Source organism: Lentzea sp. NBC_00516 (assembly GCF_036346835.1).
GTDB classification, from domain to species: domain Bacteria; phylum Actinomycetota; class Actinomycetes; order Mycobacteriales; family Pseudonocardiaceae; genus Lentzea; species Lentzea sokolovensis.
Genome location: NZ_CP107840.1, coordinates 4,782,187 through 4,808,021, shown reverse-complemented (window position 1 = coordinate 4,808,021; position 25,835 = coordinate 4,782,187). Strand labels below are relative to the sequence as shown.

Annotated in this window: 21 protein-coding genes; 11 read left to right on the top strand and 10 right to left on the bottom strand. The window is 67.9% G+C overall.

From position 1 onward, the window contains the following. Positions 1–38 precede the first annotated feature (38 nt). The 4 genes from OG205_RS20820 to OG205_RS20805 all read left to right on the top strand — a co-directional run bounded on the left by OG205_RS20820 (position 39) and on the right by OG205_RS20805 (position 4,937). A complete protein-coding gene (locus OG205_RS20820; RefSeq protein ID WP_330277901.1) occupies positions 39–1,058 on the top strand; it encodes an LCP family protein in 1,020 nt (339 codons plus the stop codon). 300 nt (positions 1,059–1,358) lie between these two features. After that, on the top strand, positions 1,359–2,090 hold the full coding sequence (locus tag OG205_RS20815) for an SDR family NAD(P)-dependent oxidoreductase (protein ID WP_330277900.1): 732 nt from the start codon (positions 1,359–1,361) through the stop codon (positions 2,088–2,090). Between the two features lie 10 nt (positions 2,091–2,100). Beyond that, complete coding sequence (locus OG205_RS20810) at positions 2,101–3,393, top strand: MFS transporter (RefSeq protein WP_330277899.1); 1,293 nt, start codon at positions 2,101–2,103, stop codon at positions 3,391–3,393. Further along, the gene (locus OG205_RS20805; protein ID WP_330277898.1) at positions 3,390–4,937 is read left to right on the top strand and encodes a helix-turn-helix domain-containing protein; all 1,548 of its coding nucleotides are present in this window, start codon (positions 3,390–3,392) and stop codon (positions 4,935–4,937) included. Before OG205_RS20810 ends, OG205_RS20805 begins: the two co-directional genes overlap by 4 nt. On the opposite strand, the gene OG205_RS20800 is transcribed toward OG205_RS20805, so the two are convergent. From OG205_RS20800 to OG205_RS20780, 5 genes are all read right to left on the bottom strand, one after another. After that, positions 4,917–6,398 (bottom strand): APC family permease, encoded by a 1,482-nt coding sequence (locus tag OG205_RS20800; RefSeq protein WP_330277897.1) that lies wholly within the window; start codon positions 6,396–6,398, stop codon positions 4,917–4,919. The genes OG205_RS20805 and OG205_RS20800 overlap by 21 nt on opposite strands. Continuing rightward, entirely contained in the window at positions 6,399–7,868 is a 1,470-nt protein-coding gene (locus OG205_RS20795; RefSeq protein WP_330277896.1) for a GMC family oxidoreductase, read from the bottom strand. It abuts the gene before it with no gap. Continuing rightward, positions 7,865–9,304, bottom strand: coding sequence for an aldehyde dehydrogenase family protein (locus OG205_RS20790; protein WP_330277895.1), 1,440 nt, complete (start codon positions 9,302–9,304; stop codon positions 7,865–7,867). Before OG205_RS20790 ends, OG205_RS20795 begins: the two co-directional genes overlap by 4 nt. A gap of 84 nt (positions 9,305–9,388) precedes the next feature. Continuing rightward, positions 9,389–10,492: an NAD(P)/FAD-dependent oxidoreductase gene (locus OG205_RS20785; RefSeq protein ID WP_330277894.1), complete on the bottom strand. Its 1,104-nt coding sequence runs from the start codon at positions 10,490–10,492 to the stop codon at positions 9,389–9,391. Beyond that, entirely contained in the window at positions 10,489–10,809 is a 321-nt protein-coding gene (locus OG205_RS20780) for a bifunctional 3-phenylpropionate/cinnamic acid dioxygenase ferredoxin subunit (protein ID WP_330277893.1), read from the bottom strand. The genes OG205_RS20785 and OG205_RS20780 overlap by 4 nt, the downstream gene beginning before the upstream one ends. Positions 10,810–10,928: 119 nt before the next feature. Between OG205_RS20780 and OG205_RS20775 the strand changes: the two genes are divergently transcribed. Further along, positions 10,929–11,699, top strand: a complete 771-nt coding sequence (locus OG205_RS20775; protein WP_330277892.1) for an IclR family transcriptional regulator — start codon at positions 10,929–10,931, stop codon at positions 11,697–11,699. Here OG205_RS20775 and OG205_RS20770 read toward each other — a convergent pair. Next, entirely contained in the window at positions 11,684–11,806 is a 123-nt protein-coding gene (locus OG205_RS20770) for a hypothetical protein (RefSeq protein ID WP_330277891.1), read from the bottom strand. The two genes, OG205_RS20775 and OG205_RS20770, sit on opposite strands and share 16 nt — an antisense overlap. A gap of 356 nt (positions 11,807–12,162) precedes the next feature. Between OG205_RS20770 and OG205_RS20765 the strand changes: the two genes are divergently transcribed. Genes OG205_RS20765 through OG205_RS20750 form a run of 4 tightly spaced genes read left to right on the top strand, consistent with a single transcriptional unit; the run spans position 12,163 to position 17,040 of the window. Continuing rightward, positions 12,163–14,529, top strand: coding sequence for a GcvT family protein (locus OG205_RS20765; protein ID WP_330277890.1), 2,367 nt, complete (start codon positions 12,163–12,165; stop codon positions 14,527–14,529). Then, on the top strand, positions 14,526–15,623 hold the full coding sequence (gene solA / locus OG205_RS20760; RefSeq protein WP_330277889.1) for an N-methyl-L-tryptophan oxidase: 1,098 nt from the start codon (positions 14,526–14,528) through the stop codon (positions 15,621–15,623). Before OG205_RS20765 ends, solA begins: the two co-directional genes overlap by 4 nt. Further along, on the top strand, positions 15,620–16,732 hold the full coding sequence (locus tag OG205_RS20755) for an aromatic ring-hydroxylating oxygenase subunit alpha (RefSeq protein ID WP_330277888.1): 1,113 nt from the start codon (positions 15,620–15,622) through the stop codon (positions 16,730–16,732). Before solA ends, OG205_RS20755 begins: the two co-directional genes overlap by 4 nt. Before the next feature lie 44 nt (positions 16,733–16,776). Beyond that, complete coding sequence (locus tag OG205_RS20750; RefSeq protein WP_330278198.1) at positions 16,777–17,040, top strand: hypothetical protein; 264 nt, start codon at positions 16,777–16,779, stop codon at positions 17,038–17,040. A gap of 3 nt (positions 17,041–17,043) precedes the next feature. Here the strand turns inward: OG205_RS20750 and secA2 are convergent, their stop codons facing one another. The 3 genes from secA2 to OG205_RS20735 all read right to left on the bottom strand — a co-directional run bounded on the left by secA2 (position 17,044) and on the right by OG205_RS20735 (position 23,819). Further along, positions 17,044–19,329: an accessory Sec system translocase SecA2 gene (secA2, locus tag OG205_RS20745; protein ID WP_330277887.1), complete on the bottom strand. Its 2,286-nt coding sequence runs from the start codon at positions 19,327–19,329 to the stop codon at positions 17,044–17,046. Positions 19,330–19,424: 95 nt separating this feature from the next. Further along, positions 19,425–20,681: an MFS transporter gene (locus OG205_RS20740; RefSeq protein WP_330277886.1), complete on the bottom strand. Its 1,257-nt coding sequence runs from the start codon at positions 20,679–20,681 to the stop codon at positions 19,425–19,427. Positions 20,682–20,735: 54 nt separating this feature from the next. After that, positions 20,736–23,819 (bottom strand): carboxyl transferase domain-containing protein, encoded by a 3,084-nt coding sequence (locus tag OG205_RS20735; protein WP_330277885.1) that lies wholly within the window; start codon positions 23,817–23,819, stop codon positions 20,736–20,738. A 177-nt stretch (positions 23,820–23,996) separates the two neighbouring features. Between OG205_RS20735 and OG205_RS20730 the strand changes: the two genes are divergently transcribed. Then, the gene (locus tag OG205_RS20730; protein WP_330277884.1) at positions 23,997–24,776 is read left to right on the top strand and encodes a sporulation protein; all 780 of its coding nucleotides are present in this window, start codon (positions 23,997–23,999) and stop codon (positions 24,774–24,776) included. Between the two features lie 115 nt (positions 24,777–24,891). Continuing rightward, on the top strand, positions 24,892–25,164 hold the full coding sequence (locus OG205_RS20725; protein ID WP_330277883.1) for a GlsB/YeaQ/YmgE family stress response membrane protein: 273 nt from the start codon (positions 24,892–24,894) through the stop codon (positions 25,162–25,164). On the opposite strand, the gene OG205_RS20720 is transcribed toward OG205_RS20725, so the two are convergent. Beyond that, positions 25,157–25,777, bottom strand: coding sequence for a TetR/AcrR family transcriptional regulator (locus tag OG205_RS20720; protein ID WP_330277882.1), 621 nt, complete (start codon positions 25,775–25,777; stop codon positions 25,157–25,159). The genes OG205_RS20725 and OG205_RS20720 overlap by 8 nt on opposite strands. Positions 25,778–25,835 lie beyond the last annotated feature (58 nt).

Below are 25,835 nucleotides of genomic sequence, written 5' to 3'. Positions count from 1 at the left end.
TTGCAAAGCGAAACTGATGCGATCGGGGTTGGCGACAAATGAGCGCTGGGTATCACCACGGCTACCAGCAGCCGCGGCGTCCCATGCCGCCGCAGCGGCCGATGAAGAAGAAGAGGCGTCCGGGACGCGTCATTCTGGTGCTGCTGCTCGTCCTGGTGCTGGGCACGATCGGGTTCGGGTTCTACGTCGACTCGACGCTGACCCGGATCAGCGCGCTGCCGGACTACGAGGGCCGTCCCGCCGAGACGCCGGGCACCACCTGGCTGCTCGTCGGATCGGACGCGCGGGAGGGCCTGACGCAGGAGCAGAAGGACGCGCTGGCCACCGGTGACGCCGCCGGACGGCGGACCGACACCATCATGATGCTGCACCTGCCGGACAACAGCGCCGCCAAGCCGGTGCTGGTGTCGATTCCGCGCGACTCCTACGTCGCGATCCCGGAGAACGGCCGCAACAAGGTCAACGCGGCGTACGCGTTCGGCGGGCCGCAGATGCTCGTGCAGACCGTCGAGGGTGCGACCGGCGTGCGCATCGACCACTACATGGAGATCGGCTTCGGCGGGTTCTCCGACATGGTCGACGCGGTCGGTGGCGTGGACATCTGCATCGACGAGCCGATCAAGGACCCGCTGGCCGGCATCGACCTGCCCGCGGGGTGCCAGGAGCTCGACGGACCGCAGGCGCTCGGGTTCGTGCGGACCCGTGCCTTCGCGACCGCCGACCTGCAGCGCGTGCAGAACCAGCGCAAGTTCCTGTCGGCGCTCTTCGAGAAGGTGAAGAGCCCGGCGACGCTCGCGAACCCGTTCCGCGTCATCCCCCTGATGAACGCGGCGTCCGGATCGGTGTCGGTCAACGACGACGACCACGTGTGGCACCTGGCCAGCGTCGCGCTCAACATGAGCGATGCGACGAGCGGAACGGTGCCGGTCGGAGGCACGCCGACGGTGCCCGGTGCGGGCTCGGTCGTGCAGTGGAACAAGGAGAAGGCGTCACAGCTGTTCGACCTGATCAGCAAGGACCAGCCGGTGCCCGCCGAGCTGATCGCCCCTCCGAAGTAGTGCTTCCCCCTACGACTTGACCGGCTCGGGAGTGGGCTCCGAGCTGGTCGAACCGGCCTCCTGTGCGATCTCGTCGAGCTCGCGCAGGAGGTCGTCGTAAATAGGCGTTGTGGACATGGTGTAGCCCCCTCTTGCGGATCTTCCCCCGTTCAGGTGACGGGAGCTTACGCCTCTGTACCCAGTCATTCGGCCAGATATGCCAGTGAGACGCTAAATGTTGGCTAAAGCCACCCTGTGACCAGGCGTTGTGTGGGCCCGCCACATGTTGATCACGCCGCGTGACGCCTACCGTTTCCAGGCATGTCGAGTGTCACGGGTCACAGCGCGCTGGTCACCGGTGCCGCGAGCGGCATCGGCCTGGCCTGCGCTCGCGCACTGGCCGCCGCCGGCGCCGAAGTCCATCTGGTAGATCGAGATCCGAAGGTCCTCGCCCTCGCCGAGGAACTCGGCGGCGCCGGTCACGTGCTCGACCTGATGGACCCGGTCGACGCCCTGCCCGCCCAGATCGACGTTCTCGTCAACAACGCCGGCGTGCAGCACGTCGCGCCCATCCACGAGTTCCCCGCCGAGCGCTTCTCGGCGATGCTCGAACTGATGGTGGGGGCGGCCTTCCGGCTCACCAAGCACGTGCTGCCGCACATGTACGCGCGCGGCTGGGGCCGGTTGGTCCACATCACCAGCGTGCACGGCATCCGCGCCTCCGCCTTCAAATCCGCCTACACCGCGGCGAAACACGGCCTGGAGGGGTTCTCCAAGGTCGCCGCGCTCGAAGGCGCCCCACACGGCGTGACGTCCAACTGCGTGGCCCCCGGCTACGTGCGGACTCCGTTGGTGGAGAAGCAGATCGCGGACCAGGCGAAGGCGCACGGGATTCCCGAGTCGGAAGTTCCGGAGAAGATCTTCCTCCAGCGCAGCGCAGTCAAACGGATGATGGAGCCTTCCGAGGTGGCCTCGGCAGTGCTGTGGTTGTGCGACAACAGTTTTGTCACCGGTACGTCGTTGGCCGTCGATGGCGGCTGGTCAGCTCAATGAGGAGTTGTCGATGATCAAAAAAGTGGTAGGCGCTTCGCTCATCGGAACAACTGTCGAGTGGTACGACTTCTTCCTCTACGGCTCGGCAGCCGCCCTGGTGTTCAACAAGCTCTTCTTCCCGACCGCGGACCCGTTGAACGGCACGCTGCTCGCGTTCACGACGTACGCGATCGGCTTCCTGGCGCGGCCGTTGGGCGGCGTCGTCTTCGGCCACTTCGGCGACCGGCTGGGGCGCAAGAAGTTGCTGGTGCTGTCGTTGCTGCTGATGGGTGGCGCGACGATGCTCATGGGTGTGCTGCCGACCTACGCGTCGGTGGGAATCCTGGCGCCGATCCTGCTCACGCTGCTGCGACTGGTGCAGGGCTTCGCGCTCGGTGGTGAGTGGGGCGGGGCCGTGCTCATCGTCTCCGAGCACGGTGACGCGAAACGGCGCGGGTTCTGGGCGTCGTGGCCGCAGGCCGGTGTGCCGTGCGGGAACCTGCTGGCGACGGGTGTGCTGGCGATTCTCGCCGCGGTGCAGTCGGACGAGGACTTCCTCGCGTGGGGCTGGCGGATCCCGTTCCTGCTCTCCGGCGTGCTCGTGGTGATCGGGCTGTGGATCAGGCTGACGGTGTCCGAGTCGCCGATCTTCCTGGCGGCGCAGGAGAAGCGCGCGAAGGAGCCCGTGCAGGAGAAGGCGCCGGTCCTCGTGCTGCTCAAGCACAACTGGCGCGAGGTGCTGATCGCGATGGGCGCGCGGTTCGCCGAGAACGTGTCGTACTACGTGATCACGGCGTTCATCCTGGTCTACGTGGTGACGGGACTCGGGTTGTCGAAGTCGGTGGGGCTCAACGCGGTGCTGATCGCCTCGGCCGTGCACCTGGTGACGATCCCGGTGTGGGGCCATCTGTCCGACAGGTTCGGGCGGCGGTCGATCTACCTGATCGGCGCGGTCGGCATGGGCGTCTGGATCTTCGCGTTCTTCGCGTTGCTCGACACGAAGGACCCCGTGCTGATCACGTTGGCCACCACGATCGGATTGGTGCTGCACGGCGCGATGTACGGGCCGCAGGCGGCGTTCTTCTCGGAGCTGTTCGGGACGCGGGTGCGGTACTCGGGCGCGTCGGTCGGCTACCAGCTGGCGTCGATCGTGGCGGGCGCGCTGGCCCCGTTGATCGCGACGGCGTTGCTGAAGGCCTACGGGGCCTCGCTCCCCATCTCGATCTACGTGGTGATCACGTGCGTGATCACGGTGGTGGCGATCCTGCTGGCGAAGGAGACCCGTGGTGCGGATCTGGAGGATCGTGACAGGGTTGGGGTGTGACACGACGGCGTGAGGCCGAACTGGCGGCGTTGTTCGAGACCGCGTCCGAGCTCGCGGGCATGCGCGACCCGGACGCGGTTCTCCGCTCGATCGTGCGCAGAGCCCGGACGCTGCTCGGGACGGACGTCTCCTACCTGTCGATGAACGACCCGGCCGGCACCTACATGAGGGTGACGGACGGGTCGTTCTCCCCTTTGTTCCAGAAGGTCCGGCTCGGCCTCGGCGAGGGCCTGGGCGGGCTGGTCGCGCAGACCGCACGGCCCTACGCGACCGCCGACTACTTCGCGGACGCCCGCTTCAACCACACGAACCCGATCGACTCGGCTGTGCACGACGAGGGCCTCACGGCGATTCTGGGCGTGCCGCTGAAGCTCGACTCGAAGGTCATCGGCGTGCTGTACGCGGCCGACCGGACCTCGCGCGAGTTCCCGGCCGAGGAAGTCGCGTTGCTGCAGTCGCTGGCCGACCACGCGGCCATCGCGATCGACACGGCGTCGTTGTTCGCGACGATCCAGTCGCACAACGAGGCCATGAAACGGGCCGAGGAGGCCCACGACCGGCTCACGGACCTGGTGCTGCGCGGCGGTTCCTCGGCCGACGTCGCCGCGGCGGTGGGGGAGTTGCTCGGCGGGCAGGTCGAGGTGCTGGACACCGTGCCGACGCCGGCGGTGCGGGCCAACGGACGGGCCGTGCTGCTCGACGACGTCTGGGTGTGCGCGGTGCTGGCCGGATCGGAACTTCTGGGCGGCATCGCGCTGACCGGGTGCCCGGACCTGCCGAACGTCGATCGCCGGCTGTTCGAGCGCTCGGCCGTGGTGACGGCGTTGTTGTTGCTGCTGCGCCGAACCGTGGCCGAGGCGGAGAACAAGGTCCGCGGCGAGCTGATCACCGACATTCTGGACGGCAGGGACGCCGCGGGGTTGTTGGCGCGTGCTCGCCGGGTGGGCGTCGAGCTGAGCGATCCGCACGTCGTGCTGGTCGCGGATGGAAACCTTTCCGGGGCAACGCATTACGCCTCGGTCCACAGAGGACTCGCCGGGTCGCGTGACCGGGACGTCGTGCTGGCGTTGCCGTCGCGGTCCACGGACGTCGCTCGCGAAGTGGCGAAGGCGCTGGACGCGACGGTGGGTGCGTGCGGGCCGGTCGCAGGGCCGGTGGCCATCGCGGCGGCCTACGAGGAGGCGCGGCGGTGCCTGAAGGCGTTGCGGCAGCTGGGCCGGGAGAAGGACGCCGCGACGATGGACGACCTCGGGTTCGTCGGCGTGCTGCTGGGCGATCGCGCGGACGTCTCCGGGTACGTGCGATCGGTGCTCGGCCCGGTGCTGGACTACGACTCCGAGCGCGGTACGGAACTGGTGCACACGCTGGAGGTCTACTTCCGCTGCGGCGCGAACCTGAGTCGTGCCAAGGCGGAGCTGCACCTCCACGTCAACACGGTCACCCAACGGCTCGACCGGGTCACGTCGCTGCTCGGCGACTGGCAGTCGCCGGACCGCGTGCTGGAGGTGCAGCTCGCCCTGCGGCTACTTCGCCTGACCGGTTAGGGCGGGCACCGCGTCGCCCGCCGCCGCGTCGGAGTGGCCGAACGGCTTGGCGATCAGCATGTAGACCAGGCCGATGCCGACCACGAGCGTGCCGCTCAGGATCACGACGTAGTTGTCGTACCAGGGGCCGTCCGGGGTGCGCGGCCAGACCATGTTCACCATCGCCGCGACGCCGTACGCGAGCGCCAGGACGTTGATGATCAGGCCCCACCGGCCGAGCGTGAACTCGCCGGACGGCGTCCAGCCCTTGAGCCTCGCCCGCAGCGCCGCGAACACGACCATCTGGAAGCCCAGGTAGATGCCGAGCGTCGCGAACGACACGATCTTGTCCAGCGCGTTCGTGGACAGCATCGACGCGATCACGATGACCGCCGGGATGACGCCGGCGAGCGCGAGGGCGTAGGGCGGGATGTGGCGCTTCGGGTTGAACTTCGCAAGTGCCCTGTGCCCGAAGATCATCTTGTCGCGGGCGTAGGAGTAGGTCAGGCGGGACGCGGCCGCCTGCAGCGACATCGTGCAGGACAGGAACGAGATCAGCACGACGCCGATCACGATCTTGTAGCCGACCGGGCCGAACGCGTTGGTCAGGATGTTCGTGACCGGGTCCGCGTCCTCGCCGCTGATGACCTTGCCGAAGTCCGGCACCGCCAGCAGCAGCGACAGGCACGCGAACGTGGCCGCCGCGCCGCCGATGTAGATGGTGCGGCGCATGGCCTTCGGGATGACGCGGCCGGGGTCCTTGACCTCTTCCGCGGTGTCACCGCACGCCTCGAAGCCGTAGTACTGGTAGAGACCGATGATGCCCGCCGCGAAGAACGCCGGCAGGTAGCTGCCCGAACCGCCCGCGCCGAAGCTGTCGAACAGCACGCCCAGGCCGTGGACGCGGTTGTCGACCAGCAGCCAGATGCCGACCACGAGCGCGCCGACGATCTCCGCCGCGAACCCGAAGATGGCGGCCCACGACAGCACCTTCGTGCCCGCGTAGTTGATGAGCGTGGAGACCACGATGATCGCGATCGCGCACAGCACGGTGTTGCCGACGTTGGCGGTGTAGCCGAGAAGTGTTGCCAGATAAGGGCCCGCGCCGTAGCTGACGGACGCGATGGTGACCAGCAGGGCGATCATGTAGACCCAGCCGGTCATCCACGCCCAGCGCTTGCCCCACAGGCGGCGTGCCCAGGGGTACACGCCGCCCGCCACCGGGTACTGCGCCACGAGCTCGCCGAAGATGAGCGCGACCAGGAACTGGCCGATGCCCGCGACGACGAAGCTCCAGATCATCGGCGGGCCGCCCAGGGCGAGGGCGACGCCGAACAACGTGTACGTGCTGACCACGGGGGAAAGGTAGGTGAAGCCCAGCGAGAAGTTCGCCCAGGGACTCATGTCCCGCTTGAACTCCGAGGTGTACCCGAGATTTTTGAGCCTGTCTTCCGCTGACAGTGCTGAATCAATTTGGGTCACTCACGCCTCCTTGATCAGGTCCGCGGCGCGTTCTCCAATCATGAGCACCGTGACCATGGGGTTCACGGTGGGCATGGTGGGGAACACGGACGCGTCGACGACCCGGAGGCCTTCGAGTCCGATGACTTTCAGATCACCGTCCACAACGGACCCGATGGCGCAGGTGCCCGCCGGGTGGTAGACGGTGTGGGCCGCGCGGCGGCCGTACTCCGACAGCGCCTCGTCGCTCGTGACGTCCGGGCCGGGTGCGATCTCCCGCTTGAGCCACGACTTGAGCGGCTCCTGTTCGGCGATCTGCCGTGCGATCCGGAAGCCGTCCACGAGGGTCTGCTCGTCGTAGCCGTCCGGGTTCACGAAGTAGCCGAAGTCGAGCGCCGGCTTCTCCTTGGGGTCACTGGACTTCAGCCACAGCTTGCCCTTGCTGTGCGGCCTGGGGATGTTCGGCGTCATGCAGACCCCGTGCTCCACCGCCGGGTAGCCGAGGCGTTCCGTGTTGGTGGTGAACGGGATCTGGTAGAAGTGGAACATCAGGTCCGGCCGCGGGTCGGACTCGTCGCGCCGGATGAACAGACCGGCGTCGGAGTCCATCACCGAGTTCTCCGGCAACGGCTTCGTGGTCTCCCAGACGATGACCGACTCCGGGTGGTCGAGCAGGTTCTCGCCGACGCCGGGCAGGTCGTGCTTGGGCTCGATGCCGATGCTGCTCAGGTGCTCGGCGTCGCCGATGCCCGAGAGCATCATCAGCCGGGGCGTGTCGATGGCGCCCGCGCAGAGCAGAACCTCTTTGTCCGCCTCGATGTAGCCCTTGTCGGTGTGCACGCCGATCGCCCGGTTGCCGTCGAACTCGATCCGGCCGGCCCAGGTGTTGAGCAGCAGGGTCAGGTTCTTGCGGTCCAGGATGGGGTGCACGTAGGCGGTCGACGCCGACGAACGCTGGTTGTTCTTCTCCGGGTGGTAGGCGATGGAGAAGAAGCCGACGCCGTCCTCGAAGGGCGCGGCGTTGAAGTTGTCGACCTCCGGGACGTCGACGGCCTTCCGCGCGGCGGCCACGAAGTCCTTGGCGATCGGGTTCCGGTCCTTCTCCACCACCGGGATGATGTTGAGCTGGACCTTGTCGTAGTACGGGCCGACCGCGTCCCACGTCCAGCCGTGACCCCAGTCGTCGAGGTCCTGCGGCAGCGGCTTGAAGCAGATCAGCGTGTTGTGGCTGGAACACCCGCCGAGCACCTTCGCGCGGCTGTGTCGGATGTGCGAGTTGCCGCGCGGCTGCTCGACCGTCGGGTAGTCGTAGTCGTACTCGGTCTCCAGCAGGTTGATCCAGTTGCGCAGGTTCAGGATCTTCTCGTCGCCGACGTCAGAGGGACCGCCCTCGATGACCGCGACCGTGATCGAGGGATCTTCGGTCAGCCGCGCGGCGAGCACGCAGCCCGCCGTTCCGCCACCGACGATCACGTAGTCATATGCGGTCACTTGGAGTCCCTTCGCGCGAACCAGTTCTGGGCTTCAGGCTTGAGGTTCTGGTACACGTGCTTGGGCTCGGTGTACTCGTGCAGGCCCGCGGTGCCGAGCTCACGGCCGACGCCGGAACGCTTGAAGCCGCCCCACTCGGCCTGCGGCAGGTACGGGCCGAACTCGTTGATCCAGACCGTGCCGTGCCGGAGCTTCTTCGCGACGCGCTGCGCCTTGTCGAGGTCCTGGCTCCAGACACCGCCCGCGAGGCCGTACTCGGTGTCGTTGCCGAGCCTGATCGCGTCTTCCTCGGTCTCGAAGCGCTCGGCCGTGATGATCGGGCCGAACGTCTCGTCCTGGACGAGCTTCATGTCCCTGGTGCAGTCCGCGTAGACGGTGGGACGGAAGAAGAAACCGTTCTGCAGCTCGGGTTCGTCGGGACGCTTGCCGCCGGCCTTGAGAGTCGCGCCCTCCTGCCTGGCGACCTCGACGTAGCTCTCGACCTTGGCGCGGTGCTCGGCGGAGACGAGGGGCCCGGACTCGGTGTCCTCGTCGAAACCGTTGCCCAGCTTGATGAGATCCGCCCGGCGCGCGACCTCGTTCACGAAGTCGTCGTAGACGCTGCTGTGCACGATGAGCCTCGTGCCGGACGAGCAGACCTGGCCCGCGTGGAAGAACGCCGCCGTGAGCGCGTAGTCGACGGCGACGTCGATGTCGGCGTCCGCGAAGACGATGTTCGGGTTCTTGCCGCCGAGTTCGAGGGCGACCTTCTTCACGGTCTTCGCGGCCGACGCCATGATCCGCTGGCCGGTCGCGAGGCTGCCGGTGAACGAGACCAGGTCGACGTCGGGGTGCTCGGACAGCGGGGCGCCGACCTCGGGACCGGTGCCGAGCACGAGGTTCGCGACCCCGTCCGGCAGTCCGGCCTCGGCCAGCAGCTCGAACAACTTGATCGTCGTGAGTGGAGTGATCTCGCTGGGTTTGGCCACCAGGGTGTTGCCGGCCAGCAGGGCGGGCGCGATCTTCCAGGAGACCTGCAGCAGCGGGTAGTTCCACGGAGCGATCAGGCCGCACACGCCCACGGGTTCGTAGTCGACGCGGCTGATGACGTCCGCCGGGGCACCCTGGACGATCTTCGGGTGCAGCAGCCCGGCGAGGTTGCCGTAGTAGCGGAACACGGCGGCGACGTCGTCCACGTCGATGCGGCTCTCGACCAGCGTCTTGCCGGTGTCGAGCGTCTCGGTGCGGGCTATGTCCTCCTTGTCGCGTTCCAGGAGGTCCGCGACGCGGTTCAGCACGGCGGCGCGGTGTTCGGGGCTGGAGTGCTGCCAGTCGCCGTCGTCGAAGGCGTGGCGTGCCTTGGCGATCGCTGCGATCGCCTGGTCGCGGGTCTGCTCCTCGACCTCGGTGATGACGCTCTGGTCGAAGGGGTTGATGATCTGCCGCACCGGCGACACGGACTGCCTCCCTGATTCGTGTGTCCACGAAGGACACCGGGGTTTAGCCGGTCGCCGGTGGGCGTAAACCGTGACGACCGTCTCCTACTTGAGACTCCTGCGGAGCCGGGTGAAAAGTCGTGCGTTGCTCATGGCCACAATGCCAACGATGTCGTCCGGGTGCTCACCGTCTCGATAGGTCGCGACGAACTTCCTGTCCTCGATGGACCCATCTTCCACTCGAACGTCGTCCGTCGCCCGTCCGATGAACTGGATCCGCACGCCGTACTGGTCCGACCAGACGTAGCCTCCGTTGGTGTGCGTCGCGACGGTCTCGCCCGCGAGCAGGTTGCGGGTGGCGATCTGCGCCTGTTCGGTCGCCGACGTCCAGTGCTCGGCGCGGTGCCCCGCGCAGTTCGCGACGTCGCCGACCGCGACGATGTTCTTCACGTTCGTCACGCCGCCCGCGTCGCACACGACGCCGTTGCCGAGGTGGACCGGCCCCCCGGCGAGCCAGTCCGTCGCGGGGCGCGTGCCGATGCCCGCGACGACGACGTCGGCGTGGACGACCCGGCCGTCCGCGAGGTTGATTCCGCCGTCAACGTTGACCGAGTCAACATTGATTCCCGTGATCAACGTTGATCCGTGGTCGCCGTGCAGATGTCCGCACGCGGTACCCATCTCGGCCCCCAGCACGCGTGTGAGGGGCGTGGGGAGCGCTTCGACGACGGTGACGTCCTTACCGAGCGCACGCGCGCTGGAGGCGATCTCAGCCCCGATGAACCCGGCGCCGATGACACCGATGTGCTGCGCGGTGCCGAACGCCTCACGGAGCTTGATCGCGTCGTCCAGCGTGCGCAGGACGTGCGTGCCGGGGATCGTGCGCGGCAGACCGCCCGTCGCGATGACGATGCCGTCGGCCTCGACGGTCGTGTCGTCGCTGAGCGCGATCTCCTGGGTGGAGAGCAGCCCCGTCGCCCGGACGCCGAGACGCCACTCCGCGTTGAGCGCGTCGATGTCCTCCTGGTCCGCGAGGGGCACCGCCTCGACCTTGCCGAGGAGGAAGTCCTTCGAGAGAGGAGGCCGGTCATAGGGCAGATGGATCTCGTCGCCGATGACGACGAGCCGTCCGTCGAACCCCTGCTGGCGCAGTGCCTGCGCCGACCTCAAACCGGCGAGTGAGGCGCCGATGATCGCGATCGTCTTCACGCCACGTCCTTGTTCACTTCGGCATCGACATAGACCTCTCCATCATTCACCTGGACGGAATAGGTCTTCACCGGTCTTTTGGCGGGCAGACAAGTCGGCGCGCCGGTGCGAAGGTCGAAGCTCGCGGCGTGCAGAGGGCACTCCACGAGGCATCCCTCCAGCCACCCCTCGCTCAGCGAAGCGTCCTGGTGGGTGCAGGTGTCGTCGATGGCGTAGATGGCGCCCTCGGCGTTGAACACCGCGATCGGCGCATGAGGGCCGACGATGCGAACCGCCTCCCCTGGGGGCAGGTCCATGAGAGCGCAGGCGCGGATCATCGTCGGCCTCCGTTGCGTGACGCGGCACACGTTCCGAATGACGCAACACAATGTGAGCCTCGCGAGACCCGCCGTCAAGAGTCCAGCTGGTTGTTTTGCCTGCCGGTTACTGTTGCGCGATGAGCAACTCCGACTCGGCAGCTCAGGTGCAGTCCGTGGACAGAGCCATCAGCGTGCTCGAACTACTGGCGCAAGGTGAAGCCGGTATCACCGAAATCGCTGGTGAGCTCGGTGTGCACAAGTCCACGGTGTCCAGACTCGTCTCCGTGCTGGAGTCACGTGGCCTAGTGGAGCAGCTCGGTGAAAGAGGCAAATACGCCATCGGTTTCGGGGTCGTCCGCCTGGCCGGCGCCGCCACCGGACGGATGGACCTGACCAAGCTCGGCCAGCCCGTCTGCCAGACCCTCGCGGACTCGTTCGGCGAGACCGTCAACATCGCCGTGCACGACGCCGGCGTCGCCATCAACATCACCCAGGCCCGCGGCTCCGCGGCCATCTCGGCCGTGAACTGGATCGGCCAGCGCACACCCCTGCACGCCACCTCGTCCGGCAAGATCCTGCTCGCGTACCTGCCGTCGGACGAACGTCGCCGCCTCGTCTCGTTGCCGCTCGACGCCTACACCGAGCACACGCTCGTGGAAGCCGCGCGACTGCTCTCGGAACTGGAGGAGGTCGCGTCGCAGGGGTACGCGGCGTGCTTCGAGGAACTCGAACTCGGCCTGCACGCGGTGGCCGTTCCGGTGCGTGGGCACCGTGGCGAGGTCGTCGCGGCGATGAGTGCTTCCGGTCCGTCGTACCGGTTGTCGCGGGAACGGGTCGACCAGATCGTGACCACGATGTCGTCGGCGGCGGCTGGTCTCTCGGCCCAGCTGGGCTACTTCGCGGGCTGATCCCGCCAGGGGGCCCAGCTCGGCCAGGACGTGCGGAGGCGTTCGGCGAGTGTGCCGCCGAACGCCACCGACGACTCGTGCGAGGCGTACGCGATCCAGTCGAGCATGTCGTCGGTCCAGATGCCTTCGGCGCGGTCGTGGCCACGGTGGCGAGTGCACTGGCGAGCTGGGTGAGGTGCGGCAGGTCTTCGGGATCGAGTCGTTCGACCTCGCTCAGCATCGCGTCTGCCGTCTGCCGCCTGGGCAAGGCCGGCTTTCCGTTGCGGCTCATCAGGTACCTGCGCGCCATCGTGTGCAGGGTGGTGGACTCCATGCCCGATTGTGCGGACGATGTCCGTTCGCGCGGACACGATTTTCCTGCTCGCGCGAACGGCGGTATTGACAGCCGGACGCCCTGGCCGCAACTTGTTGCAGATAGCGGAACGAGTTCTGTTACTCGCAACTGCGGCGAAGGGGTGTCCTGATGCCTGGTGAAGTGCCTCGCGTGGTGCTTGTGGGAGCGGGGATCGTCGGGTGCGCGCTGGCCGACGAGCTCACCGACAGAGGCTTCACCAACGTCACGGTCCTCGACCAGGCAGCGGGCCTCGCGGTCGGCGGGTCCAGCAGTCACGCCCCTGGCCTGGTCTTTCAGACCAACTCGTGCCGCAGCATGACCGCCTTCGCCCGCTACACCGTCGAGAAGTACACCGCTCTGGGCTGCTTCGACCAGATCGGTGGCCTGGAGATCGCCACCAGCCCCGAACGGCTCGCCGACCTCTCGCGCAGGCACGGCTGGGCCACGTCGTGGGGCGTGCGGAGCCGGCTGATCGACGCCGACGAGGTCGCGCGCCTGCACCCGTTGCTGGACCGGGAACAGCTGCTCGGCGGGTTCCTGATCCCCAGTGATGGCCTGGCGAGGCCCGTGCAGGCCGCCGAGATCCAGGCGCGGCGGGCGATCGAACGCGGGGCGAGGTTCGAGTTCGGGCAGAAGGTCGTCGCCGTCGAGACCTCGGGCGACCGGGTCACCGGGGTGCGGACCGAGTCGGACGTGTTCCCCGCGGACATCGTCGTGTCGTGCGCCGGGATGTGGGGGCCGGTGCTGGGGGAGATGGTCGGGCTGACCGTCCCGCTCGTGCCGATGGCGCACCAGTACGTGTTCACCGGCAACGTGAACGCTGACGCGGAAGCGTTGGCACGGCAGCCGATCCTGCGGCACCAGGAAGCCGACCTGTACTTCCGTTCGCACGGCCAGGCGCTGGGGATCGGCGCGTACGGGCATCGGCCCATGCCCGTCGCCGCCCAGGACATCACCGGCTCGGAGCTGCCGTTCACCGAGGAGGACTTCAAGGCGTCGTGGGAGTCGGCCGTCGAGCTGATCCCCGCGCTGGCCGAGGCGGGGGTCGAGCGCGGGTTCAACGGGCTGTTCTCGTTCACCAGCGACGGGATGCCGTTGCTGGGCGAACATCCTGGCCTCAAGGGGTTCTGGGTCGCGGAGGCGGTGTGGATCACGCACTCCGCCGGGGTGGCGCGGTCGATGGCCGAGTGGATCGTCGACGGGCAGCCCGAGCTGGACCTGCACTCGAGCGACCTCAACCGGTTCGAGCAGGTGCAGCTGGCGCCGGACTACGTGCTGGAACGCAGCTGCCAGAACTTCGTCGAGGTCTACGACGTGCTGCACCCGTTGCAGCCCATGGACAGTCCGCGGCCGATCCGCACGAGTCCGTTCTACGGCAGGCAGCAGGAGCTCGGCGCGCTCTTCCTCGAGGCGTCCGGCTGGGAGCGGCCGCACTGGTACGAGGCCAACGCCGATCTGCCCGAGGTGGCCGAGGTGCCCGCGCGAGGTGAGTGGGCGAGCCGGTTCTGGTCGCCGATCTGCGGCGCCGAGGCGTTGGTGACGCGCAAACGGGTCGCGCTGTTCGACATGACCCCGTTGAAACGGCTGGAGGTCAGCGGGCCGGGAGCACTGGAGTTCCTGCAGCACATGACGACCAACAACCTCAACCGCAAGCCCGGCGCCGTCGTCTACACGCTGCTGCTGGACGAACAGGGCGGCGTGCGCAGCGACCTCACGATCGCGCGCCTCGACGCGACGACGTTCCAAGTAGGCGCGAACGGCAACCTCGACCTCGACTGGCTCACCCGGCACGCGCCGGACGACGTGTACGTCAAGGACATCACGGCCGGAACGTGCTGCATCGGCCTGTGGGGGCCGCTGGCCCGCGATCTCATCGACGACATCTCGCACACCCTGGACACGCGGAAGGGGTACTTCACCGCGCAGAAGGCCTTCATCAAGAACGTTCCGGTGACCGCGCTGCGACTGTCCTATGTGGGCGAACTCGGCTGGGAGCTCTACACCACCGCGGACATGGGCCCGAAGCTGTGGGACACGCTGTGGAAGACCGGGCAGCGGCACGGGGTCATCGCGGCCGGGCGCGGCGCGTTCAACAGCCTGCGCCTGGAGAAGGGCTACCGGTCGTGGGGCACGGACATGACGACCGAGCACGACCCGTTCGAGGCGGGGCTCGGGTTCGCGGTGCGCCAGGACAAGGAGTTCCTCGGCAAGGGATCGCTGCACAACCTGACCTCGACCAAGAAGCTCACCTGCCTCACGATCGACGACCCGCACAGCGTCGTGCTGGGCAACGAACCCGTGTTCCACCAAGGAGAACCGGTCGGCTACGTCACCAGCGCCGCCTACGGGTACACAACGGGCCTCAACATCGCCTACGCGTGGCTGCCCAGCGAGATCGACGACGAGGTCGAGATCGAGTACTTCGGCCAGAAGGTCAAGGCCCGCCCGGCACCTGAGCCGTTGTTCGATCCCGAGATGAAGCGGCTCCGCGGATGACGTACGACGTCATCGTCATCGGGCTCGGCGGCATGGGCGGTGCCGCCGCGTATCGGCTCGCCCAGCGCGGGAAACGCGTGCTGGGGTTGGAGAAGTTCACGCCCGTGCACACGCACGGGTCGAGCCATGGCGGGTCGCGCGTCACGCGGCAGGCCTACTTCGAGGATCCCGCCTACGTGCCGTTGCTGCTGCGAGCCCACGAGATGTGGGACCAGATCGAACGGGACAGCGGCGAGCACGTCTTCCACCGCGTCGGCGGAGTCATCGTCGGCGATCCGGCCAGCGGCGCCATCACGGGTAGCCGGGCGAGCGTCGAGCAGTTCGGTCTGAAACACGAGCTGCTCGACGCGTCCCAAATCCGCGGGCGCTTTCCCGGGATGCGTCCGGCGGCGGACGAGATCGGGCTGTACGAACCCGGCGCGGGCTTCGTCGTGCCGGAGACGGCCGTGCGGGCTCACCTCGCGCTCGCCCAGCAGGCGGGCGCCGACCTGCACTTCGAAGAGGCGGTGATCAGCTGGGGGGACGGCAGGGTCACCACGACTCGTGCGACGTACGAAGCCGGGCACGTCGTCGTGTGCCCCGGCCCGTGGGCGCCGGAGTTGTTGGGGGACCTGGGAATCCCGTTTGAGATCGAACGTCAGGTCCAGTTCTACTTCACCCCGGACGGCGACTTCCGCGACCACCCGGTCTACATCTGGGACCGCGCGGACGGCACGATCTTCTACGGTTTCCCCGAGCACGACGGCGCGGTGAAGGTCGCGTTCCACAGCGGTGGCCAGATCTGCACGCCCGACACCATCGACCGCACGGTGCACGCCCACGAGGTCGAGGCGATGGCCGCCGCGACCAGGTCGCCGATGCCCGGCCTCGCCGGCACCTTCCAGCGCGCCGCGACCTGCATGTACACCAACACAGCCGACCGGCACTTCGTCATCGCCCGCGAGCACGACGTGACCGTGGCGTGCGGCTTCTCGGGGCACGGCTTCAAGTTCGTGCCCGTCGTCGGCGAGATCCTCGCCGACCTCGTGATCGACGGGGCCACGCGGCACCCGATCGGCCTTTTCGACCCTGCTCGCTTGAGAGGCGGAGCATGACCGGCAGCCTGATCTCCACCCTTGAGGGCCGCTACTACACCGACCCCGCGATCTTCGCCCAGGAACAGGCGCGCGTCTTCGAGCAGATGTGGTTCTGCGCGGTGAAGTCGGGCGACCTGGCGAACGCCGGCGACTTCCGCACGGTGCAGGTCGGACGGGAGAGCGTGCTCATCGCGCGCGACCGCAAAGGAGGCCTCAACGCGTTCCTGAACGTCTGCCGGCACCGCGGCGCGCGCATCTGCGTCGACGAGGCCGGAAGCGTCAAACGGGCGTTCCAGTGCCCTTACCACGCCTGGACGTACGCGTTGGACGGCAACCTGATCGCCGCACCCAATCTCACCTCAATGCCGGACGTCGATCGCGTTGCGTACGGCCTGACGAAGGTGCATCTGCGCGAGTGGCTCGGGTACGCCTGGGTGAACCTCGCCGAGGACCCGCCGAGCTTCGAGGACGACGTACTGAGCGCCGTCACCGAACGGCTGGGCTCGCTGGAGGGCATCGACGGGTACGAGATCGACCAGTTGTCCGTGGGCAAACGAATCGTCTACGACGTCAAGGCCAACTGGAAGCTCATCATCGAGAACTTCATGGAGTGCTACCACTGCGCGACGATCCACCCCGAGCTCACCGAGGTGCTGCCCGAGTTCGCCGACGGCTACGCGGCGCAGTACTACGTCGGGCACGGCGCCGAGTTCGGTGACGAGATCAGGGGTTTCACCGTCGACGGCAGCGAGGGATTCGAGAAACTCTCGGCGCTGGAAGAGGAACGCGACAGGAAGTATTACGCCATCACCATCAAACCGCAGGTGTTCATCAACCTCGTGCCGGACCACGTGATCCTGCACCGGATGTACCCGCTGGCGGCGGACCGGACGATCGTCGAGTGCGATTGGCTCTACGCCAAGGAAGTCGTCGACACCGGCCGTGACGTCTCTCGCTCGGTCGAGCTGTTCCACCGGGTGAACGAACAGGACTTCGAAGCCTGCGAGCGATGCCAGCCCGCGATGGCCTCACGCGCCTACGCGCACGGCGGAGTGCTGGTGCCCTCAGAGCACCACATCGGCGGATTCCACGCCTGGCTCGTCCAGAAACTGGAATCAGCCGACTAGGGGATCGACTGCTCACCCGTGCACGGCGAAAGCTGGCACGGGTGATGGAGCAGACGGACTTCTTGCTCCCGGACGGGGAGCACGAACACCTGCGCCGCATCCGGCTTCTGGCCGAGCGCGCGCAACGGACGGCGCACAACAGGTCCAACCTCGTTGGGCCACCGCCGTCGCAGGAGCACCTGGACATCCTCGCGGAGATCAGGAAACTCACCGACGAGATGACCACGCCCAGAACGGCCAGGCGGGCCGAGGCGTTGCCCCGGCCCGCCAGACCCGCGGACGACCTCGTCGTCCCGGGGAAGATCTGACTGTCAGCGGCGCTGGCCGCGCACCATCTTCACGAGACCCTTCATCGTCTCCTCGAGCCCGGAGCCGAAGGGGTTGTCGTGCACGAGGTAGGTCCACGTCGAGCTCGGGCGCTTGACTCCGGCGTCGGCGAGGTCGTAGCCGTCGTCGGTGATCTTGGCCGCCTCGTACTTCTCCCTGGTGAGCTCCCAGGACTCCGGCACGATCTTGTTGAACGCCGGGATGGCCTCGCGGTGGAACTCGTCCAGCGGGTTCTGCCGCGCCAGCGCGCGCAGGTGGATGCCCTCGCGCAGGTCCGACAGGAACGTCAGGTGGTGCGTCCACAGGTCGTCGAGGAAGAACAGCGTGATCTTGCGGGCGGCGTCGGCGGCGATGTCGTCCGGCGCGCCTTCCTTCTCGCCGACCTTCTCGAACGCCGCGTCCGTGCGCAGCACCACGTCGCGATGCTTGAGCAGCAGGTCGCGCTGGTGCTCGATCAGCTTGTTGTAGCGCCACGTGTTGCGGTGGATCTCCAGGTTCACGCCCTCGGCCACGCGCTGCGCGTGTTCGAAGGTGTGCAGCAGGCCCTTGTCGTGCACCCGGCCGTCGTTGTCCACTTCGGACGGATCCTCGGCGTCCGGCGCGTACTGGGTGATCAGCTCGTCCTGCATGGACGAGAAGAACACCGAGCCGCCGGGGTCGCCCTGACGTCCGGCGCGGCCGCGCAGCTGGTCGTCCAGGCGCGACGACGAGTGGCGTCCGGAGCCGATCACGTACAGGCCGCCCAGTTCGGCGATCCGGTCGTGGTCCTCGCCCTCGTGACCACCGAGGCGGATGTCCGTACCGCGACCGGCCATCTGCGTGGAGACCGTGATGCGCTGGTACGAACCGGCGTCCGCGATGATCGAGGCTTCCTCGGCGTCGTTCTTCGCGTTGAGCACCACGCACTCGATGCCGGCGGCGCGCAGCTTCGAGGAGATCCGCTCCGACTCGGCGACGTCCAGCGTGCCGACGAGGATCGGGCGCCCGCTCTCGTGGGCGGTCTTGATCTCCTCGACGATCGCGTCTTCCTTCTGCTCCAGCGTCGCGTAGAGGCGGAAGTGCTCGTCCTCGCGGATGTTCTCCTTGTTCGGCGGGATCACGAGCACCTCGAGCTCGTAGAACTCCCGCAGCGTCTCGGCGACGGCGACGGCGGTACCGGTCATGCCGCACCGCGTCGGGTAACGCGACAGCAGCGCCTGCACCGTCATCGAGTCGAGGATCTCGCCCGACTCGGTCGTCTGCACGTTCTCCTTGGCCTCGACCGCAGCCTGCAGGCCGTCCGGCCACCGCTGCAGCTTCGCGACACGGCCACGCGTGTCGTTGATCAGGTGCACCTTGCCGTCACGCACGATGTAGTCGACGTCGCGGTGCAGCAGCACCTGCGCGTGCAGCGCGACGTTCACCTTCGACAGCGTGGACGTGACGTGCTCCTGCGAGTACAGGTCGATCTCGCCGAGCGCCCGCTCGACGGCCTCGGAGCCCGCACCCGTGAGGAAGACGTTGCGCTCCTCGTCGTCGATCTCGTAGTGCAGCTCCTGCCGCAACCGCTTCACCAGGTCCGCGATGACGGGGTCGGCCGCCTCCGCGCTGGTCGAACCGGCCAGCACCAGCGGCACGCGCGCCTCGTCGACGAGCACCGAGTCGGCCTCGTCGATCAGCGCGACCTCGGGCTCCGGCACGATCAGGTCGTCGGGGCTCGTGACGATCCGGTCGCGCAGGATGTCGAACCCGATCTCGCTGACCGGCGCGTAGGTGATCTCGCACTGGTAGGCCTCGCGGCGCTCCTCGGCCTTCGAGCTGCCGTTGATCCAGCCCACGGTGACGCCGAGCAGCCCGTACAGCGGCCCCATCCACTCCGCGTCGCGCTGGGCGAGGTAGTCGTTGACGCTGACCACGTGGACGCGCTTGCCCTTGATCGCGAACCCGGCCGCGGCCATGGCGCCCGCGAGCGTCTTGCCCTCACCGGTGGCCATCTCGACGACGAGGCCGCTCAACAGCCCCAGCGCACCCAGCACCTGCACGTCGAACGGACGTTGCCCGATGGCACGCTCGGCGGCCTCCCGGGTCAGCGCCACGAGCTCGGTGTCCGTGCTCTCCTCGCGCAGCTTCTTGGCGTGTGCCGTCAGCTCCTCGTCGCTGAAGGCCTTGAACGTCTCGGCGTGTTTGTCCACGTCCGAGAGCAGGGCCTGGAACGGGGCGAGGTCGATCGACCCCGGTTTCTGCGCGAACCTGCGCATCCGCTGCTTGAAGCGCGCCATGAGAGTGGTCACGACGCGCCAACGTACGGCATCGACCGGAGGTTCCGCAGAGGTCTTGACTGTGAAGGCCCGATTTGTCTCTTAGATCGGGCCTTCACAGCCTCTGATCAGGTCCGTTCCGGCTGGTGCGTCTCCGGCAGCTTGATCACCGACACCAGCGTGCACAGGCCCATGAGCAGCAGGAACGCCGACACGGACATCGAAGTCCCGGTCGCGCCCAGCAGGGCCGTCATCACGAACGGCGTGCCGCCGCTGACCAGGATCGACGCCAGCTGGTACGCGAGAGAAGCACCCGAGTACCGCACGTGCGGCTCGAACAGTTCACCCAGGTAGGCGGCGATGGGGCCGTACACGAGAGAGGACGCGATGCCTCCGACCGTGGACGCGACGAACATCAACACCAGCGAGCCGGTGTCCACGAGCAGGAAGTACGGGAACGCCCACACGATCATGCCGACGGTGCCCGCGATGATCAGTGGACGGCGCCCGAGGCGGTCCGAGGCGTGGCCGGCCCAGAGGATGACCGGGATGCTCACGATGGACGACAGCAGGCTCACGATCAGCACGGACTCGCGGGCGAGGCCGAGCGTGGTGGTGGCGTAGGACAGGACGCCCGCGATCGACACGTAGAAGATCGCGTTGGAGGCGAACATCAGGCCCGCGCCGAGCAGGATCGGCTTGCGGTGGGTGCGCAGGACCTCCGTCAGCGGTGCCGGGGCGGCGGCGGGCTCGGTCGCGCGGCGTTCCTTCAGTTCGCGGAACACCGGGCTGTCCTCGACCTTGAGCTGGATGAACAGCACCACCGGGAACAACAGCGCCGACGCCAGGAACGGCACGCGCCAGCCCCACGACGCGAACGCCTCTGGCGACAGCGACGTCGTGGCGCTGATGAAGGCGACGTTGCCCAGCAGCACGCCGATCGGAACGCCGGCCTGGCCGAACGTGCCCGCGAAGCCGCGTTTCTTCGGCCCGGCCGTCTCGGTCAGCAGCAGGACCACGCCGCCCCACTGGCCGCCGACCGCGATGCCCTGCAGGAACCGGAGCAGGACCAGCAGCAGGGGTGCGCCGACGCCGATGGACGCCGTGGTGGGCAGCAGGCCGATGAGGAACGTTGCCGCGGCCATCAGCCCGAGGCAGATGACGAGGGCCGGTTTGCGTCCGACCCTGTCGCCGACGTGGCCGAAGACCAGGCCGCCGAGCGGGCGCGCGACGAAGCCCGCCCAGAACGTGCTGAACGACAGGAGCAGCGCCACGATCGGCGTCGCCTCCGGGAAGAACAGCTTGGGGAACACCAGTGCCGCGGCGGTCGCGTAGATGAAGAAGTCGTACCACTCAAGACTCGAACCGACGAGCCCGGCTGCCATGAGCCGACGTAAGGTCTTCTGTTCCGCAGGGGCGACGCTGACCACGGATTCTCCTCACCACGTGTCGATGAACGGGCGTTTCTTCCCTTGAGAACGGGAAGTTGCGGGGGCCAGCGCCGTGGTGATCCAGCGGCGGGTGTCGGCCGGGTCGATCACGTCGTCGATCTCGAAGACCGAGGCGACGTTGAGGGCTTTGCCGTGCTCGTAGGCCATCGCGACCATCTGGTCGTAGCGCTGCTTGCGCTCGTCCGGGTCCGCGATGGCCTCGAGCTCTTTCCTGAAGCCGAGTTTGATGGCGCCTTCGAGTCCCATCGGGCCGAACTCGCCGGTGGGCCAGGAGATCGCGAACTGCGGCACCTTCAGGGAGCCTGCCGCCATGGCCTGGGCACCGAGGCCGTAGGCCTTGCGGAGGATCACGAGTCCAAAGGGGACGGTGAGGTTGGCGCCCGTCACGACCATGCGGGTGAGATGGCGGACGGTGGCGGTGCGTTCGGCGTCGGGGCCGACCATGAACCCCGGGGTGTCGCACAGGGAGACGACTGGGATGTCGAACGCGTCGGCGAGCTGGAGGAAGCGGGCGCACTTGTCGGCGGCGTCGGCGTCGATGGCACCGCCGAGGATCCCGGGGTCGTTGGCGATCAGGGCGATCGAGCGGCCTTCGACGCGGATGAAGGCGGTGACGATGGCCTTGCCGAATCCTTCGCGGAGTTCGAGGACCGAGTCGGTGTCGGCGAGGGTGGTGATGAGGGCGCGGATGTCGTAGGCGCGGAGGCGGTTCTCGGGGACGGCGTGGCGGAGGAGGCGCTGGTCCGCGCAGTTCCACGATCCGAAATTGTCGGTGCTGTCTGGGAGAATTGAATTCAGGGGTCCCCCCGAGGGCGACGGCGAAGGCTGCGCACTCGACGAGGGGACGCCTGCGGGAGCTTGCAAGCCTGTGGGAGCCCGAGAGCCTGCGGGAGCCTGGACGCCTGCGGGAGCTTGCAAGCCTGCCGGAGCCTGGAAGTACGAGAGGTACTTCTTCGCCACGGCCACGGCTTCTTCTTCTGACCCCACCGCGATGTCCACGACGCCGTTGGGCACCTGCACGTCCAACGGGCCGATGTCCTCCGGCCGGAACGTGCCGAGCCCTCCGCCCTCGATCATCGCCGGCCCGCCCATGCCGATGTTCGCGCCCTCGACCGCGATGATCACGTCACACGTGCCGAGCAGTACCGCGTTGCCCGCGAAGCACCGGCCCGCCACCACGCCGATCAACGGCACCCGGCCGCTGAGCTGCGCGAACGCGTGGAACGAGCCGCAGTCGAGTCCGCTGACCATGCTGTGGTCGGTGTCACCGGGACGCCCTCCGCCACCTTCGGCGAACAGCACCACCGGCAGGTTCTCCTGCTGCGCCAGGGCGAACAGTCGGTCCTTCTTCTGGTGGTTGCGCAGGCCTTGTGTGCCGGCGAGGACCGCGTAGTCGTAGGACATCGCCACGACCCGTGCGCCGTTGACGACGCCGATGCCTGCCACAAGACCGTCGGCGGGCGTGCGTTCGATCAGGTCGTCCAACGACCGGCGCTGGCGTTGGGCGGCGATCGCGAGGCCGCCGTACTCGACGAACGATGTACACAGGTCCGCGATGTTCTCCCGCGCGGTCCGGCCACCCCGGGAATGTCGCCGAGAAGCGGCCTCGGGGCGGTCGAAGTCGTGGCGCGCCAGCACCTCGGCCAGATCCGGCCGAACCGACTCCAGATCCACCTCGGCGACGTCCTCAGTGGACTCGCCGACCCCGGAAGCCAGCACCTGGCCCTCGGACACGGTGTCGCCCACCGACACCAGCACGTCGCCGGACACCCGCACGACGTGCTGCATCTTCATCGCTTCGAGCACGACGGAGTCGGAAGAAACAGCGACCACCGTGCCCGCCAGCGGAGCCCGCATCCCAGAAACCGGCTCCTCGACCACGAAGTCGGTAGTCGCCCCGACGATGTCACGCGCAAGCAGCGAGCGGAGGAACTCCAGGTTCGTCGAGACCCCCTCGACCCGGAACTCGCCCAACGCCCGCCGCGCCCGGTTCAGCGCCACGTCCAGGTCCTCGCCGTGCACCACGAGCTTCGCGAGCAACCCGTCGTAGCGCGTCCCGACGCGGTAGCCGACGTACCCGTGCGTGTCGACGCGGACGCCCGGTCCGGCCGGCAGCCCGAACGACGACAGCACGCCGCCCGAGGTCTGGTTCAGCCGCACCTGCACGGCCGCGCCGCGGTCGTGCGGCGTGAAGTCCACGTCGCCGCCCCAGGCGAGCAGCAACTGGGTGCGCACGAGGTCCACTCCGGACACCATCTCGGTGACGGTGTGCTCGACCTGCAGCCGCGGGTTGACCTCCAGGAACGCGAACGAGTCCCCGGACACCAGGAACTCGACGGTGCCGACGCCGGTGTAGCCGGCTGCAACAGCCAACGTGACAGCTGCCTCGTGCAGTGCCTTGCGCAGCAACGGGTCCAGCAGGGGAGCGGGCGCGATCTCCACGACCTTCTGGTGCCGCAGCTGCACCGAGCAGTCGCGGTCACCGATCACCGACGTCCCGACCAGCTGCACCTCGATGTGCCGCGCGGAGGGCATCAATCGTTCGAAGTAGACGTCGCCCACCCCGAACGCCGCCAGCGCCTCCGCCTGGCACGCCTCGACCGCGGCGTCGAGTTCCAAAGCCGAGTACACCGCCCGCATGCCCTTGCCGCCACCCCCGGCGACCGCCTTCACCATCACCGGGAACTCGCCGGGCAGCGCGTCCAGCACCGGGATCCCCAGCGAGGAAGCCAGCTCCCGTGCTCGCCGTTTGTCACCGAGCAGTTCCAGAACGTCAGAGGAAGGCCCGACGAACGCCAGTCCGCGCTCCGAACACGCCCGAGCGAAAGCGGCGTTTTCCGACAGGAATCCCCACCCCGGATGCACGGCCTGGCACCCCTCGGCGGCATCCAGCAGTTGGTCCACATCCAGGTACGGCGACGGCCCACGCAGGGCCACGGCACGGTCCGCGAGGGTCACGTGGAGCGAGGAAGCGTCGTCCTCCGCGTACACCGCCACGGTGCGTATCCCCAGGTCAGCCGCTGCGCGAAGGACGCGCACGGCGACCTCACCCCGGTTGGCGACGAGCAGCAAGACGACCTCCTGAGCGACCGCTTAGTATGTGACGGCGGTCGCATGTTGCCATCTGAAGTGAACGGAAGTCCATACGGAACCGATCGTGGTGCTGAGGCGTCAACGGAACACTTCGCCGCAAACGGGCGATCCAGTTGGCAGACTCCCCGCAAACAGCAAGGGCTTCAGGAGGCCGCAGTGGTGTTCAAGAGGATGATGCGCGCGTTCGGCGTGGGCGGGCCGACTGTCGACACGGTGCTGACGAACCCCAACGTCAGGCCCGGCGAGGTGCTGTCCGGTGAGGTGCGCATCGCCGGCGGCGACCACCCGGCCGAGGTCGACCACGTCACGCTCGCGCTGCTCACCCGCGTCGAGGTCGAGAGCGGCGACAACGAGTACAACACCAACATGGAGTTCCACAAGTTCTCCGTTGGCCAGCGGATCATGATCCAGCCGCACCAGAACCTCTCGCTGCCGTTCCAGATCCCGGTGCCGTTCGAGTGCCCGATCAACGTCGTCGGCGGCCAGCAGCTGCACGGCATGCAGCTGGGCCTGCGCACCGAGCTCGAGGTCCGCGGCGCCGTCGACCCCGGCGACCTCGACCCGATCTGGGTGCACCCGCTGCAGTCCCAGGACGCCGTGCTCCAGGCGTTCGGGCACATGGGCTTCCGCTTCACCAAGGCGGACAACGAGCGCGGCCGCATCCACGGCGTGCCGCAGCAGCTGCCGTTCTACCAGGAGATCGAGTTCTACCCGCCGCCGCAGTTCGCTGGCCGCGTCAAGCAGGTCGAGCTGACGTTCGTCACGACGCCGGGCGAGCTGCACGTCATCCTGGAGGCCGACAAGCGCGCCGGCCTGCTCCGCGCGGGTGGCGACGCGTACGGCCGCTTCGCCGTCTCGCACCAGCAGGCGGTCGGCACGGACTGGACCGCCACGATCAACCAGTGGATGAGCCAGGTCTCCGGCAGCCGCTGGTAGTCATCGGCACCTGGGCGTACCGCTTGCCGATCTCGAGCTGCGGATCTTGCCGGATGACGGGATGATTTTCCGCGAGATCCCCGAGTGCATCGGGGTGTAGCGGGAGGAGGCGTCCGTGACCATCGAGAGCATTCTCGGCGCGCTCATCATCGGTCTGATCCTGGGCTTGCTCGGCAAGCTGTTCGCACCGGGCAAGCAGGCCATCCCGATCTGGCTGACCCTGCTGGTCGGCATCGCGGCCGCGTTCATCGGGTCCTGGATCGCGCGGCTGCTCGGCGTGGAGGACACGCCGGGCATCGACTGGATTGAAGTGATCGTGCAGATCGTCGTCGCCGCGATCGGTGTTTCAGTCGTGGCCGGCGTGTACGGCAGGAAGTCGGTCAGGTAGGTCGGACCATCCTCAGGACGAGGTCGGCGTACATCGCGCCGATCTCGTCCGGAGTCCGCTTCCCGCTCGGCTGGTACCAGCGGGCGACGTCGATGCACAGCGACAGCACGGCCAGGGTCGCGCCCTTGAGGTCGGGGACGTCGAACACGCCCTCCTCGATGCCGTCCGCGATGTAGGCCCGCATCCGCTGCTCGATCTGCCGGCGCAGCTCCGCCACCTGCTCGTGGTGTTCGGGAGAGAGCGCGCCGAGCTCGTACTGCACCACCCGCGCCGTCGTGTGGAACTCCGCGTGCCACCCCGCGAACGCCGCCACCGCGTTCTTCAGCCGCTCCACCGCGCCGGTGCCCTCGATGCCCGACAGCAGCGTCAGCGACGTCTCGTGGCCGACGAGCGAGATGTTGAACAGAAGCTCCTCTTTGGACCGGTAGTGGATGTACACGGCCGCGGGGGACATTCCGGCCAGTGAGGCGATGTCCCGGGTCGTCGTGGCGTGATATCCCTTGCTCGCGAACGCCTGGACGGCCGCGATGAGCATCCGGCGGGCGGCATCCGGGGTGACGGTGCGCCAGGTCTCGTCGAGCAGCGAGAACCCGTCCAGTCCGGTCGTCGTCATCGGGCGGCTCCTCGCGTGTTGACAGGTGATGGATCGTACTGCACGCTAAGCGGGCGCT

Excerpts from the sequence above, each read along its gene's own strand:
- OG205_RS20815 (WP_330277900.1), top strand. The coding sequence starts at position 1,359 with ATGTCGAGTGTCACGGGTCACAGCGCGCTGGTCACCGGTGCCGCGAGC.
- OG205_RS20740 (WP_330277886.1), bottom strand. The coding sequence starts at position 20,681 with ATGGCAGCCGGGCTCGTCGGTTCGAGTCTTGAGTGGTACGACTTCTTC.
- OG205_RS20750 (WP_330278198.1), top strand. The coding sequence starts at position 16,777 with ATGGAGCAGACGGACTTCTTGCTCCCGGACGGGGAGCACGAACACCTG.
- OG205_RS20770 (WP_330277891.1), bottom strand. The coding sequence starts at position 11,806 with ATGCTCGACTGGATCGCGTACGCCTCGCACGAGTCGTCGGTGGCGTTC.
- OG205_RS20765 (WP_330277890.1), top strand. The coding sequence starts at position 12,163 with ATGCCTGGTGAAGTGCCTCGCGTGGTGCTTGTGGGAGCGGGGATCGTC.
- solA (WP_330277889.1), top strand. The coding sequence starts at position 14,526 with ATGACGTACGACGTCATCGTCATCGGGCTCGGCGGCATGGGCGGTGCC.
- OG205_RS20755 (WP_330277888.1), top strand. The coding sequence starts at position 15,620 with ATGACCGGCAGCCTGATCTCCACCCTTGAGGGCCGCTACTACACCGAC.
- OG205_RS20820 (WP_330277901.1), top strand. The coding sequence starts at position 39 with ATGAGCGCTGGGTATCACCACGGCTACCAGCAGCCGCGGCGTCCCATG.
- OG205_RS20810 (WP_330277899.1), top strand. The coding sequence starts at position 2,101 with ATGATCAAAAAAGTGGTAGGCGCTTCGCTCATCGGAACAACTGTCGAG.
- OG205_RS20780 (WP_330277893.1), bottom strand. The coding sequence starts at position 10,809 with ATGATCCGCGCCTGCGCTCTCATGGACCTGCCCCCAGGGGAGGCGGTT.
- OG205_RS20775 (WP_330277892.1), top strand. The coding sequence starts at position 10,929 with ATGAGCAACTCCGACTCGGCAGCTCAGGTGCAGTCCGTGGACAGAGCC.
- OG205_RS20720 (WP_330277882.1), bottom strand. The coding sequence starts at position 25,777 with ATGACGACGACCGGACTGGACGGGTTCTCGCTGCTCGACGAGACCTGG.